This window comes from Mesorhizobium sp. M1A.F.Ca.ET.072.01.1.1 (genome assembly GCF_004023325.1).
Taxonomy (GTDB): domain Bacteria; phylum Pseudomonadota; class Alphaproteobacteria; order Rhizobiales; family Rhizobiaceae; genus Mesorhizobium.
The window spans coordinates 1-16,201 of sequence record NZ_RZSF01000141.1; the positions used below are offsets into that span (position 1 = coordinate 1).

Consider the following 16,201-nt stretch of genomic DNA (forward strand, 5'->3'; position numbering starts at 1 on the left):
CCATCAGCCTTGGCCGGCGGTCGGCGTGTATATGCGGCGTCCACCAGGGCGAAGCGGCGGTCATGGGCGGGAAAATCGCCGATGAGGCTGGCGGTTCGTCGCAAGATGCGCTACGGCGCACGCGATGGCCGCCGTCGCCGCTTCGTGGGCAAAGACGCTTGCAGGCCGAAAAACTCGATTGGGATTGAATATCGTGGTCAAGGTCATCGCCAGTTCCTTACGCAAAGGCAACGTCGTCGATAAGGACGGCAAGCTCTATGTCATCCTCTTTGCCGAAAACATCCACCCTGGCAAGGGCACGCCGGTGACCCAGCTCGACATGCGCCGCATCGGCGACGGGGTGAAGATCTCGGAGCGCTACCGCACGACCGAGATGGTCGAGCGCGCCTATGTCGAGGAGCGCGAGCACACCTTCCTCTATTCCGACGGCGAAGGCTTCCATTTCATGAACCCGGAAAGCTACGACCAGGTCGTAGCCTCCGAAAGCGTGGTCGGCGACATGGCGCCCTACCTGCAGGAAGGCATGGCGGTGCAGTTGGCGCAGTTCAACGGCGCGCCGATCTCGCTGACGCTGCCGCAGCGCGCCGTCTTCGAGGTGGTCGATACCGAGCCGGTCACCAAGGGCCAGACGGCGTCTTCGTCCTACAAGCCTGCGGTGCTTTCCAACGGCGTGCGCACGGCCGTGCCGCCGCACATCACGACCGGCACGCGCGTGGTGGTGATGACCGCCGACGGCTCCTATGTCGAGCGCGCCAAGGACTGAGGGTACAGCAGTCAACTATCACAGCTCGCCTGCGGCCAGGCGGGCCTATCGTCAGCACGGTTTGTCCGCCGTCTGGGCGTGAGGCTCTGACCCGAAGCGGATTTGCGGTTGCCGCGACGTGAACGGCAGATCCGCGCCGCGGCGCCGGTGGTTCGACGCACCGCATCCCTCGAACGAAGCCGGAGTGCGCTCAACGCTAGATTGGCCGACCGATCCACCGCACGATTTCATAGGCAGGCATCGGGCGGCGAAAGCCCTTCAGCGTCAGTTCGCCAACAGGAACGGATTCGACCAGCGACTCGACAGCTCCGAGGACCCGTTGGCTAACAAGAATCTGGCGCGATTTGGCCTCCTCGCATAAACGGGCGGCATGGTTCGACACAGTGCCGATGACGGCATAGTCCGAGCGCTGATCAAAACCGATGCGCCCGATGGTTGCGTGGCCCCTGGCAATGCCGATCCCAAAGCCAAGCAAATAGTCCCGCTTGCGCCATCGCTCGGAATGCTCGTCAATCGCTTCGCGCATTGCGGCAGCCATCGAGACAGCTCTCTCGCTGTGGTCGGCACATGGCATTGGATCGTTGAAAACCACGACGATTCCGTCGCCCACGAACCGCTCGAGCGTCCCCTCGTGACGGACGATTTGTTCGCCGAGACAGGAATGATACTCGGCCAGAACTGTCATGACCTCTTCAGGTTCGGCGGTCTCTGCGAACGCCGTGAAGCCGCGCAAATCGCAAAAGACAACCGTCACCTCGCGGCGGTGGCTCTGCAAGAGCGCATCTCCATTGCCCGCCGCAACGATGAGGTCGGCGACCTGTTCGGGCAGGAACCGCCTGAGCCGCGCCATTCGCTCGAGCTCCGTCACCTGGCCGGCCACGGTTTGCTCGAGCGAGCGGTTCCAGTCGGAAAGTTGCGCGGCTTGGTCCTCGAGGCGTTTGGCTTGGCTCGCGACGGTGTCGTGAAGCGCCTTCTGGCGCAACATCGAGCGCACCCGCGCCAGCAGCGCCCTGTGCTCGAAGGGCTTTGTCAGATAGTCGTCGCCACCGGCGTCCAGTCCCTCGACCACGTCGCGCGTGTCGGCTTTCGCGGTGACCAGAATGACGGGGATCGATCGCAGCGATTGATCCTGCTTGAGCATGCGGACCACACTGATGCCGTCGAGCTTCGGCATCATGATGTCGAGCAGGATCAGATCCGGCGTGAGTTCGCGGGCTTTCGCAAGCCCCTCTTCACCATCGGCGGCGGTTACAACTTCATAGCCATTCGCCTCGAGACGCATGCGCAGGATCTCGAGGTTTTCCGGAGTATCGTCGACCGCGAGAATGCGAGGCGGATCGTGCAAGGTGTTGCCTCCCTCAAGAAAGGAAACCGCGAATCTCGGAAAGCAGCTGGCGTGGACTGAATGGCTTGGCAATGTAACCATCGCACCCAGCAGCAAGGGCTTTCGCCTTGTCGCCCGACAACGCGTAGGAGGTGACGGCGATAATCGGAATGTGCCGGAGCGCCGGGTCGGCCTTGATGCGGCGGGCCGCTTCATACCCGTCGATCACCGGGAGCTGAATGTCCATAAGGATCAGGTCTGGCCTGTGTGCTGCAGCTGCAGCGATGCCGGCGGCACCGTCCGCCGCCTCGATCAGTTCGTATTCGGTGGTGGCAATGAGATCGCGGATGATTTGGCGGTTGTCCTCGGTGTCTTCGACCATCAGGATTCGTTTGCTCATGCGGCCCTCACGTCCTCATTCATCCTGATCGGGACCTTCAGACGGAATGTCGACCCTGACCCGATCACGGACTCGACGTCTAAGGTTCCGCCATGCATTTCGGCGATGCGCTTCGAGATCGCCAGGCCAAGACCTGTGCCACCCTTCTGCCTAGTGCTGCTGTTGTCGACTTGCTGGAATTCTTCGAAGATAAGAGCCTGGTCTTTGGACGCAATACCGGGACCGGTGTCTCGGACGGCGATCTCGAAGCGCCCATCGACTGCATCGGCAAGAATATCGACTGCACCCGTTTCGGTGAACTTGACGGCATTGCCTGCGAGATTGAGCAGAATCTGCGTCAAACGGCGTTCGTCCCCACGGCCGATTGGAAGGTTCTCGGCAACAGTCGCTGAAAGCTCAAGACCCTTCGCCCGTGCGAGCGGCTCGACCGCCGTAACGGTCGATCGGACAATCTGCGCGACGGAGTAGTCCTCGATCGCCAGCGTGAGCTGGCCGGCTTCGATCTTGGACAGGTCGAGCACGTCGTTGATGAGCCCGAGGAGGTGACGGCCGTTTGCCTGCACACGCGCGACGGTCGCCTTTGCCTTGTCCGGGAGTTCGCCATAGATGCCGTCGACCAGCAGTTCTGTGAAGCCCAGAACTGAATTGAGCGGCGTCCTGAGCTCGTGGCTCATATTCGCCAGGAACTGGGACTTGTGGCGGCTGGCTGCTTCCAGCTCCTCGCCTTTCTCCTCGATCTCGCGGAACAGCTTGGCATTCTGGATCGCGACCACCGATTGGGCTGCGAAGGTCTCCAACAGGTGAACAACTTGCTCATCGAAGGCGCCTGGCTTGTGGCGCCTGACGACCAATGCACCGACGATCTTGTTGGGCCTCAGCAGCGGAACGATCAGGATGCCGCGATATCCGGCGTCGAGGATCGTCTTTCTCACAAGGAAGGATGAGGTTTCCTTGCTGAGGTCGGGAAACTGCACCGGCATGCACCGTCCGGGCGCGTCGCCAATACCCATATCGGCCAGCCCGATCGTCTGCTGCGAGACTGCCGCGATAAGCTCATCGCTCATCCCAAAGTTGGCGCGCGGACGGAATTGCTGCCGCGTGCTGCTGAACACGTAGATGGTGCCAGCATCCGTCGCCGACAACTGGACCGCCTTGGCGACGATCGTCTTCAGCACCGTGTCGAGATCCAGCGTCGAATTGACCGCCTTGCTCACTTCGCCAAGCGCCTCGAGCTCACCGACCGACGCCGCAAGCTCGCGCGTCCGTGCCTGCACCGCCTCGAAGAGCCGCGCATTTTCGATGGCGATCACGGCCTGGTCGGCGAATGTCTCGACGAGCGCGATCTCTTTGGGACTGAACGGTTGCGGTTCAGCCCTCGTCATGACGAATACGCCAACGAGATCACCTTCCCGCAACAGCGGGGCAGCGAGGACGGTGCGGAATCCGCCTGCCTCAGCGATCAAGGCGACGCGGTAGTCCGGATCAGCGGTCACGTCTTCGATTTGCACGATCCGCCGTTCTTCGATTACGCGCCCTACGGCGGAGCCTCGCCCAGCGGCAAGCGCTGGAAGTGGATTGGCGTCGACATAGGCACGGAAACTGGGCGGGTAGCCAAGCGTCGACACATAGCGGAATACGCCATCAAGCAACTGCACGATGCCACCCTTGTCGGCGCGACAGAGCCTGACAGCCGATTCCACCAACGTATCGAGCACGACCTGGAGATCGAAGGTAGAGCGGCTGATGACCTTCAGAACGTCTGCAGTGGCTGTCTGCTGCTGAAGGGCTTCATCGAGCTGCTGGGTGCGTGTCTCAATCTCCTGATACAGGCGCCCCAGCTGGTCGGAGGTCTGGTTGACGTTAGCGGCGAGCACTCCAAGTTCGTCGCGATTGGCGACGGCAACCCGTTGCGCGAAGTCGCCGGCCGCTATCTGGCTGAGACGCGTCTCGATCTTCTTGACCGGTTCGATCAACGACCAGGAGATGATGTAACCGAGCCCCAACGCCAGCAGGATACTGCCCACGGCAAACGAAACCACGATCAGTCTGGACGTGCCGTACGCACCCTCGGTCGTTTCGATGGCCGCCACCATGTCGGCTTCGGCCATGTTGACCAGCTGGTTTGTCAGCCGCTCGAGGCGATCAGCCGACGGTATGATTTCATCAAGCTGGACCTTGCGCGCCTCCTCGGTACGGCCGGCGCGGACAAGCTCTGCCACGTGCGTCACCCCGGCCGTCAGTTTTTCGTACTCTTGTCTGACCTGGCCAAGCACTTCCACCTCGGCTTTGGCGACGAACTCCATGCGCTCGAGGTCGTAGCCGAACTGATTGAGCTGGCGCAGCGCCGTATCCAGCATGCGGTTATCCTGTAGCAATAGGGCGGTGGAGATACCGTAGAGCTGGGTGGTCGTATCGTGCTGTACTTGGCGGTAGGCCGCGATCCTGCGCTGCAGCTTGATCAGCTCGTTGGTCTGATCGTTGACCCCACTCAGCACCTGCAACCCGACGGCACCGAGCACGATCAGCAGGCCGACGATCGACAGGAACGCGATCAAGAGCTTGGTCTGGACGCGCGCCGGCAGCCGGGCAACCCAGCCAACGAGCCAGTTCGTTATGCTATTTGGTTTCGTCCAAGAGGCCGAGAAGGTCACCCCGGAACTCCTCCAAGTCGAACCGGACGCCAAGATATTGTACTCGCAAGATGCCATTCGGGTCTACGAGCGAGGTCAACAAGGTATGGTCGACATCACCGTTGGCCGCCTGCTTCGCGAAGACCCCATATTTCCGTCCAACCTCATGGACAGTCGCCGGATCGCCGGTAAGAAACGACCAGCCCTTCAGATCGGCGCCAAAATTCTGCGCATATTGCTTCAAAACATCGGACGTATCGCGCTCCGGGTCGACCGTGATCGAAATGAAGGCGATCTTGGGTCCGAACGCACTGCCCAACTTTTCCTGCACGCTGGCCATCTGGGCGGTCAGCATGGGACAGACGTCGGTACAGTGCGTATAGATGAATGCAATGGCGATCACCCTGCCGCGAAAGTCGTGCAGCGAGACGCGCTCCCGGTCCTGCGACGTCAGCGTAAAGTCTGGAGCCGGTCCGATTGCCGGCAATCGCTCATCGTGCTGCGCATCATGCGCCTGCGCTGGCCCGGCCATCAGCGCCAGCAGCAAGATACGGGCCGCCAATACGCTCACGTCTTGAGCTCGCGCTTCAGCTGCTCCAGGAATCGCCAGTCTGTTCCCTCGGCGATGATCTGCTGTGGGCTCGACTTGATCATGCCCGTCTCCTGCATGCGCAACGCGTAGAAGCGCATCGAGGCTTCGGCATCGTAGTCCCGCCATACGTCGTACCGCGTGTCGCTCAGCGTTTGCAGGGCGATTTCGTAGCTGGGGACGAAACCTCGATCGACCATTTGCGCTGCACTCCATGCGGGGTCCGAAATGCATAGGTCGGCGCCCTTGAGGATGGCCCTGAGCACGCGCTTGGTCGCCACCGGGTATCTGCTCACGTAGTCCGCAGCGGCCGAGGTCATGCAGCAGAAGTGCTGCGACCAAGGGCGATCAAGGGTCGTGTTGAGGATCGTGTGGCCGATTCTCTTGGCGCGCAGTTGCTGCGTCTCAGGCGGCGTGAAGAGATATGCATCGAACTTTCCGTCGGCGAAGGCTTCCACCGGCTTGCTTTCCTCGACCCATTCGATGTCGTTGACGGGATCCAGTCCAATATAGGCGGCCATCAGGGTGACCAGCACGCGCGACGGCGCATGGATGTCATGCATGCCCACCCGTTTGCCCTTGAGATCCGGGATGCCTTGGATGCTGTCGTTGGCGATCAGCTCGAGGCACCCGGAATGCAGACCGCCAAGCACCCTGATTGGCACGCCCGCGTCGATCGACGCGACATGGACCGGCGCGTAGTTCATGCTGAAATCCGTGTCGCCGCGTGCAATCCACACCGCCTGATCGACTTTTTCGTCGCCCTGCACGTAGCGGACGTCGGTGAAGCCCTCCGCTTTGAGGAACTCTCCGGCCAGGTACATGCCTGCCCAGCAGTAGGCACCATCGATCCACCGCGGCAAGCGAACGGAGGTCGTTTCAGGGGGTGCCTCGGCCCAAGCGTCAGTCGTTGTGCCGATGAGAGCTGAAGCGCCTGCTGCCGCAGCTCCGGCCATGAAGTGGCGACGGTTCTGGATGATTTGCATGGGGTTCTCCCTCGCGTGGAAAATGGGCAGGCGCTGGCCGCCTAGTCAGGTCCTCAGCTCGTGCTTCAGTTCGTTGAAGAAACGCCAGTCGGTGCCTTGGGCCAACAGCTTCTGGGGGGTGCTCTTCAGCATCCCGACCTCGTGGAGACGCAGGGCGTAGAAACGCAGGGTGTCCTCAGCGCTATACTCACGCCAACCGTAGGGGATCGCCTTCATGACCTGGAGGGCATGGTCATAGCGCTTCGTATAGCCTTGCTGCACCAAGAACTGGGCGGACTGCTCGGGCTCGCTGGTGCAGAAATCCGCCGCTTTCAAGATGGCGCGGAGGGCGCGTTTGGTGGCCACCGGATGCGTACGGACGAACTCCCGCTCCCCAGCCAGCATGCAGCAGAAGTATTGCGACCAGGGCCGGTCCACGGTGCTGCTGATCACCACATGGCCGATCTGCTGCTCCCGCATCTCCTGCGGTTCGGGGGGAAAGCCTAGATAGGCATCGATCTTCCCCTCACTCAGGAGCCGGATGGACTCGGGTCCCGGATGCGTGACGAAATGTATGTCCTTATGGAGGTCCAGGCCCACATACGCCGTCATTGTGGCGAGAAAGACGTATCGGCTGGAATCTAGCGCTGGCACGGCCACGGTCTTCCCCTTGAGATCGCGGATCGACTGGATGCGATCGGTCCCGAACAGTTCAAAGCAGCCGACGTGGAGGCCTGCCAGGATGACGATGGGATCCCCCGCCTCCAGGCGGAGAAGGAGCGGGGCGGCGAAATGCGCACTGAGGTCGGCTTCACCGGAGGCGAGGGCCGGCGCGATGTCTGCCGTCCCCTCTCTTTGGAGGTAGTGCACCTCGGTGAACCCTTCGCTGCGCAACAGTTCTTCGGCTACATACTGGGGGGCCTGACAGATGCTGGGAATCCGGACGAGCCGGATCCGCGTCGTCTCAGGCGGTGGCTCCGCAGCGGCGCGCCTGGGGTGCCAGCCCAGAAGCCCCGCTGCCCCCGCCAGCGTAATCCCACGCAGGAACCTCCGTCGGCTGAACCGTCCGGGATATACGGTATGCATGGGAACCTCCTTTCCAGATGGTGGCCAGTGCGACACTGAGAACGCTGACCCGTGGATGCTGTGTTGTGCACAGTCGGCCGTACCTGCATGGCGGGCTCTGGGCTTGCCTGTTGCTCACATCTTCAGCTCTCGCTCCAGCGGCGGTTCCGCATGGAGTGACCTCGGAAGGGCGACGATACCGGCAGCGCCTGCCAGGGCAGCACCGGCCAGTAAACGTCGGGGGTTTGCGTGATCTGCTGCATCAGAACGCTCCCATTCCGAATTGCGAAGGGCAATTCTGGCCGGAACCGAGCAAAAGAGGTTTCGACAGAGGCAGGTGGTCTTGTGAGCGCGACGAGTGGTTGTGGATGCTAGCGCCCAGTCCGGTGCGGGAGTCTTGCGCTCTCAGTGGCCGGCTCATTTATTAGCAACCGACGATATGTCACGATACGCCCAATTTGCGTTGGCTGCGAGCCCAAAACTTGCTCGCGCCCCTTGTCGCAGAACCGCTGCCCATTTCTGGGCGACATGCATTTCTTAGCGACACCGTCAGGCCGCCATTTCCACCGGCAGGCCAGCGGCTTTCCATTCCGGCATGCCGTCCTCGAGGCGGCGCGCGGAATGGCCAAGCGAGCGCAGCGCGGCCACGGCCTCGAAGGACATCACGCACCAGGGGCCGCGGCAGTAGGCGACGATTTCCCGGCCGGGGTCGGCACCGTGGGACCACGCCGTTACTTCTCCGAGGGGAACATTGACCGCGCCGGGCACATGGCCGAGCGCGAACTCGTCCGCCGGGCGCACGTCGATCAGCGTCACCAGCCCGTCGCGCATCAGCGCCTGAAGCTCGCCGCGCGTGACCGGCTGTATGTCGTCGCGTGTCTCGAAACAGTCGCGCACAATGCGATCGACCTCAGCAAGCTGCCGCTCGGCAACGCCGCGCACCGCGGCAAAGGCTGACAGCACGCTCGCATCGCTCAACGAATAGCGCACGTATTTGCCGTCGCGCTCGGCCGAGACGATGCCGGCGCGGCGCAGCGCCTGCAGATGCTGGGAGATGTTGGCGATCGGCTGGCCGAGCTTCGCAGCAAGCGCCTCGACGCTGCGCGAACCTTGCGCCAGATGCTCGATCATTTCCAGGCGCAGTGGATTGCCGAGCGCCTTGGCGACGATCGCGAACTGTTCGTACAGCGCCTGCTTCGGATTGCGGATTGACATCGACCTTTCTGCGACCCATCGTCATTCAATGTAATTATTGAATGATGGTTTCGACCTGCCGTCAAGCCAAGCGGCTCGCAGTTGCCTTGGGAGAAAAGCGATGATCCTCAGACAGTTCCTGCACACCGACCCGGTCGCCGCCTCCTATTTGTTCGGCTGCGGCGGCAAGGCGTCTGCTGCCGTGGTCGATCCGGTCGGCGAGATCGCGCCCTATATCGAGGCGGCGCGCGCGACAGGCATGCGCATCCTCTATGTCGTCGACACGCATATCCACGCCGACCATATCTCGGCAGGCCGTGCGCTCGCCGAAGCGACGGGCGCCGAATACGTGCTGTTCGAAGGCGCCGAGGCGGGCTTCCCGTTCCGTCCCGTGAAGGATGGCGAGGTGCTGGAGCTCGGCAATGTGACGGCGACCGTCATGCACACGCCCGGCCACACGCCGGAGCATCTGAGCCTTTTAGTCACCGACCGAACGCGATCGACCGAACCCTGGTTCGTACTCACCGGTCACACGCTGATGGTTGGCGATCTCGGTCGCACCGAGCTTGCTTCGAGCGCCGAGGACGGAGCCCGCGCGCTCTATGCCAGCGTGCGCCGGCTGAAGGAATTGCCCGATCACATCGAGGTGCTGCCGGGCGCCTATTCCGGCTCGGTGTGCGGCCGCTCGCTCAGCGGCAAGCCGACATCGACCATCGGCTTCGAGCGGCGCTTCAACAAGGCCTTCCGCATCGAGGACGAGGGCCAGTTCATCGCCGCCATGACCGCCGACATCCCTCCCCCGCCGCCGGACGCGGCCCGGAACCGCGCCGCCAACGCCGGATCGCGATCGTGAGCGCAGCGGCGCCTGCCGTCGCGCTCGGCCTCAAGGTCAACTGGAAACAGTTCGCGCTGCTGGTGCTGATCAACGCCTTTGTCGGCGGCATGGTCGGCATCGAGCGAACCGTCGTGCCGCTTATCGGCGCGGAGGAATTCCATGTTGCTTCCACGACGCTCGTCACCTCCTTCATCGTCAGCTTCGGCGTGGTCAAGGCCTGCGCCAATCTCGTCTCCGGCCAGCTTGCCGACACATGGGGTCGCAAGCGCGTGCTGATCCTCGGCTGGCTGTTCGGCCTCCCGGTGCCCTTCATGATCATCTGGGCGCCGAGTTGGGGGTGGATCATTGCCGCCAACGCGCTGCTCGGCATCAACCAGGGACTTGCCTGGTCGATGACCGTCATCATGAAGGTCGATCTGGTCGGGCCGAAATCGCGCGGGCTCGCCGTCGGCCTCAACGAGTTCGCCGGCTACCTCGCCGTCGGCGTCACCGCTTTTCTGACCGGCTATCTGGCCGGCCCGTACGGGCTGCGCCCGGTGCCGATCTATCTCGGCATCGGCTATGCGATCATGGGTGCCGCTCTGTCGATCCTTCTGGTGCGCGACACGCGCGAACATGTGCGGCTGGAACTGGCCAACCATCCGAAAGCTGTCTCCCCGCTCGTCTTTCGCGAGATCTTCATGCTGACCTCTTTCCGGGACCGCAATTTGTTCGCGACCTCGCAGGCGGGCCTGGTCAACAATCTCAACGACGGCATGAGCTGGGGGCTTTTTCCGCTCTTCTTCGTCGCCAACGGGCTCGGCGTCGAGCGCATCGGCATCCTCAAGGCGGTCTATCCCGCCGTCTGGGGCGTCTTACAGGTAGCAACCGGGCCTTTGAGCGACCGTTGGGGCCGCAAGGGCCTGATCGTCGCCGGCATGTGGGTGCAGGCTGCCGGACTTCTGCTCACCGCCGTGACGCGCGACTTCGGCTGGTGGCTGCTGGCGAGCCTCCTGCTCGGCCTTGGCACGGCGATGGTCTATCCGAGCCTGATCGCGGCGGTGTCGGACGCATCGCATCCGTCGTGGCGGGCGCGCTCGCTCAGCGTCTATCGCTTCTGGCGCGATCTCGGCTACGCAATCGGAGCGCTGTCGGCGGGCCTCATCGCCGACTTCTTCGGCTTCGCCGCGGCGATCGCGGCGATCGCGGCGCTGACCTTCCTCTCGGGTGTAATCGTGGCGGTGGCGATGCGAGAGACCAGCCGCTGACCCGGCTCCGAGCTCCAGCCCGACAGCGCCGCGTTTACGATATCCGAAGCTTCATGCTGCTAGAGACGCGCCTGTCCGGTACTATGGCGCTGGGTGCCTTTGCGGGGTTTTTCATGAACAATTCGACGCGCATGCCGTGGGTGGACACGGCAAAAGGTCTTTCGATCATCCTGGTGGTGATGATGTATTCCGCCTACAACACCGGCGAATATACCGGCGGCGTCGGCTTCCTGCATTATGTCATCGGCTTCGCGACCCCGTTCCGGATGCCGGAATTCTTCCTGATCTCGGGGCTCTTCCTGTCGCAGGTGATCGACCGGCCTTGGCGGCGCTATATCGACCGGCGCGTCGTCCACTACCTCTATTTCTATGTCCTGTGGGCGGTCATCTCGATCGGGCTGAAGATCGGCATCTTCAGCCGCGATCCCGCCGGCATGCTGCACGACCTCGCCCTGGCTGTCGTCCAGCCCTATGGCGTGCTGTGGTTCATCTACATGCTGGCCGTGTTCGGCCTCGTGGCGCGCATCCTGCGCGAGCTAGGCGTGCCGCACTGGATCGTCATCTCGGCTGCCGCCGCGCTGCAGATGTGGGCGCCGCATTCGGACAGCTATGCGCTCACGCAATTCGCCGCCTATTTCGTGTTCTTCTATCTCGGCTTCGTCATGGCGCCGCTGGTGTTCCGGCTGGTCGCGTGGACGCAAGCTCGTCCGGCGATCGCCGCTGCCGGGCTGATCGTGTGGGCCATCGTCAACGGCCTGCTCGTCTACTCGCCGGGCTACGCCGTCGAGCCGGTCGGCATGCAGATGGGCCTGGCGGCGTGGCCGCCGCTGCATCTTGGGCTGGCCGTCGCAGGCGCGGTGGCGCTCTGCGTCGCCGGCGGGTTCCTGTCGAAATTCGCCGCGATGGAATGGCTGCGCTGGCTCGGCGAGCATTCGCTGGTCGTCTATGTCGCCTTCACCATCCCGATGTCGATCTTCCGCGGGATCATGCTGGCAAGCGGCCTCCTGACCGATACCGGCATGCTCAGCCTCGCGGTGCTGCTCGTCTCGGTCATCAGCCCGGTCGTTCTCTACTTCATCGTCAAGCGCACCGGCTTCGGAACCTTCCTGTTCGAGCGACCGGCCTGGGCGCATGTCGACAGACCGACTGCCGGCCAGATCTCAAACCAGGGCGTTGCCCGGCCGGCGCGCGAGGCGGCTTGATGCAGAAGCGCGCCTAGCTTCCGATTATCATCGCCTGTAGCTGCTTCCGGTCCTCTTGGGACCATTGGCTCGGGTCTTCACCATGCGCGGACCGGGCATGAAGCTCAACGTGCTTCATCACCTCTTCCGCGTTTTCTGCCGTGAAGCTCCCGGGACAGGCTTCCATTCCCGGATAGTCCTTGCACCGATACGTATACGCCATCGCTGCCTCCCTTTTTAGGAACGCCTAATGGAGCGATGGGGCGCGACCTTTGTCAATGGACTGGTCTTAGACCGAAGACCACCGCCGTGCCAAGCCTGGCTGGAGCCGGCTATTTGCCGACTGTCGTGTCCTTGTCATGGTTGTACCCAGGACGGCGCACGGCCTTGATCTTGCCGCTGCTGCCGCCTCCACAGAAGAAGCAGCCGCGGCCATCGGATTCCAGTCCCGACACGCCGGAGGGCATCGCCAGCTCCTGCAGCACATCGCCCGTCTGGGGGTCGATGCGCAAGAGATCGCCCTCATCGCCTTCCCAGGTGGCATGCCAGAGCTCGCCATCGACCCAGGTGACGCCGGTGACGACGCGCTTCGACTCGATGGTGCGGATCACCTTGCCCGTTTCAGGATCGATCTGATGGATCTTGTGGGCCCTGTATTCGCCGACCCAGAGCGACCCCTCGGCCCAGGTCAGCCCGGAGTCGCCGCCATTGCCGGGGGCGGGAATGGTGGCCACGACCTTGCCTGTACTAGGGTCGACCTTGTGGATGCGGTCCTCGCCGATCTGGTAGAGATGCTCGCCGTCGAAGGCGGTCCCGGCATCGGAGGCAACGTCGATCGACCGCACGATCGCGCCGCTCTCCGGGTCAAGCGCCTTCAGCTTGTCGCCGGTGGCGAACCAGACCTTCTTGCCGTCATAGGTGACGCCGTTGATGCGCTCGGCGTCCGGAAAGGGGCCGTATTCGCGCAGGATCTCGGCAGCGGCTCGTTTCATTTTCGATCTCCGTTTGAACAATGGCCGCAGACTAGTCGCTCGGCAGCGGACCCGGGAGTAACAAGACAGTCGGGAATCCGGTCACCGGCGGCGTCATCCAGCGGCGCGCCCTGCCGCGGCCGACCGTCTGCACCTTGTTGTCGGCCGAAAGCGCTTCCAGCGCCCGCTGCACGGTGCGCGGGCTGGCACCGAGCGCGATCGCCAGCGCCGAGCTCGACCAGGACTCGCCGTCGGCGAGGAAGGCGAGCACTGCGCCATGCTCCTCCTCGACAGGCGGCGCCAGCACCACGACTTCGGCTGCGGTCAGCAGCGTTAGCGCAAAACCGGCGGCCGTCGCGTTGATTTCCGCCAGCGCGTTCATTTCGGCGCGCAGCAGGCCCCTCTCGACCCTCAGCCGCGCACGATGCGATTCATCGGCGTGCCTGGCACGGAAGGCGCGCTTCAGCAGCACCTCCCGCGACGCATCCGCGGGCCAGGCCTCGGCCAGCGTTCGCGCCAGCGCAAACAGCACCGGCCGCGTCGCCAGCGAGACCACCGTGTCGGCTATGCGCACGACATTGCGGCAGGCATCGACGACGAGGGCGCCTGAGGTGAGCAGCGCCTCGACCTCGTCGAGCTGCAGCGGCGTCTCCAAGCCCTTCGACACGAGCCGCGCGACGGGCGTGTTCAGCACCAGCGATGCGCTTTCGACCTCCGCCTTCAGCGCCGGGATATTGGCTTCGTAGGCTGCGAGCGCGGCCCGGCCGAGCGCGGCGCGCGCGGCCTTCGTCCGCAGGCGTCTGACCGCGATGCCCGCGGCCGCGAGCTCATGCGCGACGCGCGCGACCGGCGGCAACGGCCCCGGATCGAAGCCGGCAAGCAGCCGCTCGGCTTCGTCGAGCCGACCGATCAGGATGAGGCGGCGCGCTTCGAGGCTGCCGGCGTAGGCGGCGTTGACCCGATCTCCATGCGCGGCAAGTGTCGTGCGGGCGGCTCGCAACGCTTTGTCCGGCCAGCCGAGATCGCGCTGGTCTCGCGCGATCTCGGCCTCGGCGACGACGCAGCGGGCGCGCGCAACCGCCTCTTTCGGGCTGAAGGCGCGGGCGGCGCTCTTCAGCAGCGCCTTGGCCTTGGCGAAATCGCCGAGCTGCGCCATCGCGATGCCGCGCAGCGCCAGCGCGGGGGCGTCGTCGCGCAGCGCGACGCGCTTCAGGGCGCCCAGCGGATCACCGGTCGCGAGCGCGCGGCCGGCGGCATTGATCATCGAGTCCATGCAATGCCCGCCCCAATGCCCCCTTCCGGGTCTGCCGGATCAAATCGCGTCACACTTGTAACTCTCACCATCGCGCGGTCCGGCTCTAAGTTTCCCTTGTCACCCCAACCAAACGCAAGAACGGGACAAGAGCAATGACCCAACACATGAAGACACCACCGGTCGTTTCGCCGGAAGCCTGGGAAGGCGCGTATGAAGAAATGCTGGTGAAGGAAAAGGCGCTCACCCGCGCCCGCGACGCGCTGGCTGCGGAACGCCGCCGCATGCCGTGGATGCCTGTCGAGAAGGACTATGTGTTCGAAGGCCCAAACGGCAAGGCAAGCCTGCTCGACCTCTTCGAAGGCCGCCGGCAACTGGTCATCTACCGCGCCTTCTTCGAGCCCGGCGTCTATGGCTGGCCGGAGCACGCCTGCCGGGGCTGCTCGCTCGGCGCCGACATGGTCGGCAACCTCGCCCATCTCAACGCCCGCGACACCACGCTTGCCTATGCGTCCCGCGCGCCGCAGGCCGACATTCAGCGTCTGAAGCAGCGGATGGACTGGAAGATGCCCTGGTACACCATCACCGACAGCTGGGATAAGGATTTCGGCGTCGACGAATGGCACGGCCACAACGTCTTCATCCATGACGGCAACCGCATCTTCCGCACCTATTTCGTCAACAACCGCGGTGACGAGGCGTTCGGCACGGTGTGGAGCTATCTCGACGTCACCCCGCTCGGCCGCCAGGAGGTGTGGGAGGATTCGCCCGAGGGCTATCCGCAGACCCAGACCTACAAGTGGTGGAACTGGCACGACAACTATGAGGAAGGCGCCGCGCCCGACCAGCGATGGGTCGAGGTGTCGGATGCCGGCGAAGCGGCGTTTCGCAACAAGAACGCCTGAGCGCCGAAGCGACTCTGGCGGCGTCGCCCGCGCCGCCAGAGCCGAACTTTCCTGAAAGCAGTTGGAAGGTGGAGATCATGAGCATCGACAAACCCGCCCCTCGCCCGGCAGGCCTGAGCGGATTCGGCCTGGCCGACTGGTTATGTCTCGCGGCGGCGCCGACCTTTGCTGTCATGGCCTTGCTCACCGCCGCCGATAGCGGACCGGACGCGATGTGCATGTCCGGGCCCGGAGCCTTCGTGCTCAGCGGCATGGCGCCGATGTATTTCCTGATGGCTGCCTTCCACCTCGCGCCCTGGCTGCGGCTGCTCGCCAGAGGGGTGGCGGAATCGGCGCTTCAACCTGCCGACGAGCTGCCGGACCTAAGCGCGGAGCGGATGGCTGAGAGCAGGGATGCCGGCGTGTAGGGTTTTACCAGCCAGCCCAGCGGCTCCGCGGGTGCTGCCCGGGCGCGAACGTCGGAATCGGAATGCGCCGTCGCAAAAACCGAGCGCAAACCGTAAATTCGAAACAGCTCCAGGGCAGTTTGAATTCCATCCATGGCGCCGGACAGCCGGATATCCATCACAACTAGGTCAGGCGGGTCCGCAGCTGCGCTATCGAGCGCTTCCTCGCCCGAGCCGACGACTACGACCTCGAAACCGGCCGCGGTCAGAGTGCTCTCCATCTCGAGGGAGATGAGAAAATCATCCTCGACGACCAAGATCCGCGTGGGCAATGCGGCCGCCACAGGCTCGGCCGACGCGGCTTTCGTTGGGATTGGCCGACGGCGACCGTGTGGAGCAGCAAGCTCGGTCATCGAGAGCGATCCAGGAAGTGAAGAAGTGCCGGCGAGAGCTTCATGAGAACCGAATGCTGCAGCGCGTCTTCGGTTCCTTGG

The 16,201-nt window shown here is 63.7% G+C and carries 16 protein-coding genes and 1 pseudogene; 6 read left to right on the forward strand and 11 right to left on the reverse strand.

Annotated features, from left to right (window positions below; genetic code table 11):
• Positions 1–193: 193 nt before the first annotated feature.
• Complete coding sequence (gene efp, locus EOA32_RS19565; RefSeq protein WP_067000944.1) at positions 194–763, forward strand: elongation factor P; 570 nt, start codon at positions 194–196, stop codon at positions 761–763.
• A gap of 196 nt (positions 764–959) precedes the next feature.
• On the opposite strand, the gene EOA32_RS19570 is transcribed toward efp, so the two are convergent.
• From EOA32_RS19570 to EOA32_RS19600, 7 genes are all read right to left on the reverse strand, one after another.
• The gene (locus tag EOA32_RS19570) at positions 960–2,108 is read right to left on the reverse strand and encodes a response regulator (protein ID WP_095801199.1); all 1,149 of its coding nucleotides are present in this window, start codon (positions 2,106–2,108) and stop codon (positions 960–962) included.
• Positions 2,109–2,121: 13 nt separating this feature from the next.
• On the reverse strand, positions 2,122–2,487 hold the full coding sequence (locus EOA32_RS19575) for a response regulator (RefSeq protein WP_095783172.1): 366 nt from the start codon (positions 2,485–2,487) through the stop codon (positions 2,122–2,124).
• Complete coding sequence (locus tag EOA32_RS19580; RefSeq protein ID WP_189407252.1) at positions 2,484–5,138, reverse strand: GAF domain-containing protein; 2,655 nt, start codon at positions 5,136–5,138, stop codon at positions 2,484–2,486. Before EOA32_RS19580 ends, EOA32_RS19575 begins: the two co-directional genes overlap by 4 nt.
• On the reverse strand, positions 5,104–5,688 hold the full coding sequence (locus tag EOA32_RS19585) for an SCO family protein (protein WP_189407254.1): 585 nt from the start codon (positions 5,686–5,688) through the stop codon (positions 5,104–5,106). The genes EOA32_RS19580 and EOA32_RS19585 overlap by 35 nt, the downstream gene beginning before the upstream one ends.
• Entirely contained in the window at positions 5,685–6,692 is a 1,008-nt protein-coding gene (locus EOA32_RS19590; protein WP_128372620.1) for an ABC transporter substrate-binding protein, read from the reverse strand. Before EOA32_RS19590 ends, EOA32_RS19585 begins: the two co-directional genes overlap by 4 nt.
• 45 nt (positions 6,693–6,737) lie before the next feature.
• A complete protein-coding gene (locus tag EOA32_RS19595) occupies positions 6,738–7,757 on the reverse strand; it encodes an ABC transporter substrate-binding protein (RefSeq protein WP_128372621.1) in 1,020 nt (339 codons plus the stop codon).
• A 528-nt stretch (positions 7,758–8,285) separates the two neighbouring features.
• Positions 8,286–8,951, reverse strand: coding sequence for a metalloregulator ArsR/SmtB family transcription factor (locus tag EOA32_RS19600; RefSeq protein ID WP_128372622.1), 666 nt, complete (start codon positions 8,949–8,951; stop codon positions 8,286–8,288).
• 100 nt (positions 8,952–9,051) lie between these two features.
• Between EOA32_RS19600 and EOA32_RS19605 the strand changes: the two genes are divergently transcribed.
• Genes EOA32_RS19605 through EOA32_RS19615 form a run of 3 tightly spaced genes read left to right on the forward strand, consistent with a single transcriptional unit; the run spans position 9,052 to position 12,214 of the window.
• Positions 9,052–9,783, forward strand: a complete 732-nt coding sequence (locus EOA32_RS19605) for an MBL fold metallo-hydrolase (protein ID WP_095783166.1) — start codon at positions 9,052–9,054, stop codon at positions 9,781–9,783.
• Positions 9,771–11,012, forward strand: a complete 1,242-nt coding sequence (locus tag EOA32_RS19610; protein WP_128372627.1) for an MFS transporter — start codon at positions 9,771–9,773, stop codon at positions 11,010–11,012. The genes EOA32_RS19605 and EOA32_RS19610 overlap by 13 nt, the downstream gene beginning before the upstream one ends.
• 53 nt (positions 11,013–11,065) lie before the next feature.
• Positions 11,066–12,214: an acyltransferase family protein gene (locus EOA32_RS19615; RefSeq protein ID WP_245499326.1), complete on the forward strand. Its 1,149-nt coding sequence runs from the start codon at positions 11,066–11,068 to the stop codon at positions 12,212–12,214.
• Between the two features lie 13 nt (positions 12,215–12,227).
• Here the strand turns inward: EOA32_RS19615 and EOA32_RS19620 are convergent, their stop codons facing one another.
• The 3 genes from EOA32_RS19620 to EOA32_RS19630 form a co-directional block, all read right to left on the reverse strand.
• Positions 12,228–12,416, reverse strand: coding sequence for a DUF1059 domain-containing protein (locus EOA32_RS19620; protein ID WP_067000403.1), 189 nt, complete (start codon positions 12,414–12,416; stop codon positions 12,228–12,230).
• Positions 12,417–12,525: 109 nt separating this feature from the next.
• Entirely contained in the window at positions 12,526–13,185 is a 660-nt protein-coding gene (locus EOA32_RS19625) for a PQQ-binding-like beta-propeller repeat protein (RefSeq protein ID WP_128372623.1), read from the reverse strand.
• Positions 13,186–13,216: 31 nt separating this feature from the next.
• Positions 13,217–14,437: a helix-turn-helix domain-containing protein gene (locus EOA32_RS19630; protein ID WP_128372624.1), complete on the reverse strand. Its 1,221-nt coding sequence runs from the start codon at positions 14,435–14,437 to the stop codon at positions 13,217–13,219.
• A 134-nt stretch (positions 14,438–14,571) separates the two neighbouring features.
• On the opposite strand from EOA32_RS19630, the gene EOA32_RS19635 reads away from it, so the two are divergent.
• Positions 14,572–15,321: a DUF899 family protein gene (locus EOA32_RS19635; RefSeq protein WP_067329733.1), complete on the forward strand. Its 750-nt coding sequence runs from the start codon at positions 14,572–14,574 to the stop codon at positions 15,319–15,321.
• Between the two features lie 131 nt (positions 15,322–15,452).
• Positions 15,453–15,647, forward strand: a pseudogene (locus EOA32_RS39930) (hypothetical protein); the annotation flags it as partial.
• An 11-nt stretch (positions 15,648–15,658) separates the two neighbouring features.
• Here EOA32_RS39930 and EOA32_RS19645 read toward each other — a convergent pair.
• A complete protein-coding gene (locus EOA32_RS19645) occupies positions 15,659–16,120 on the reverse strand; it encodes a response regulator (RefSeq protein WP_128372626.1) in 462 nt (153 codons plus the stop codon).
• Positions 16,121–16,201: the final 81 nt, after the last annotated feature.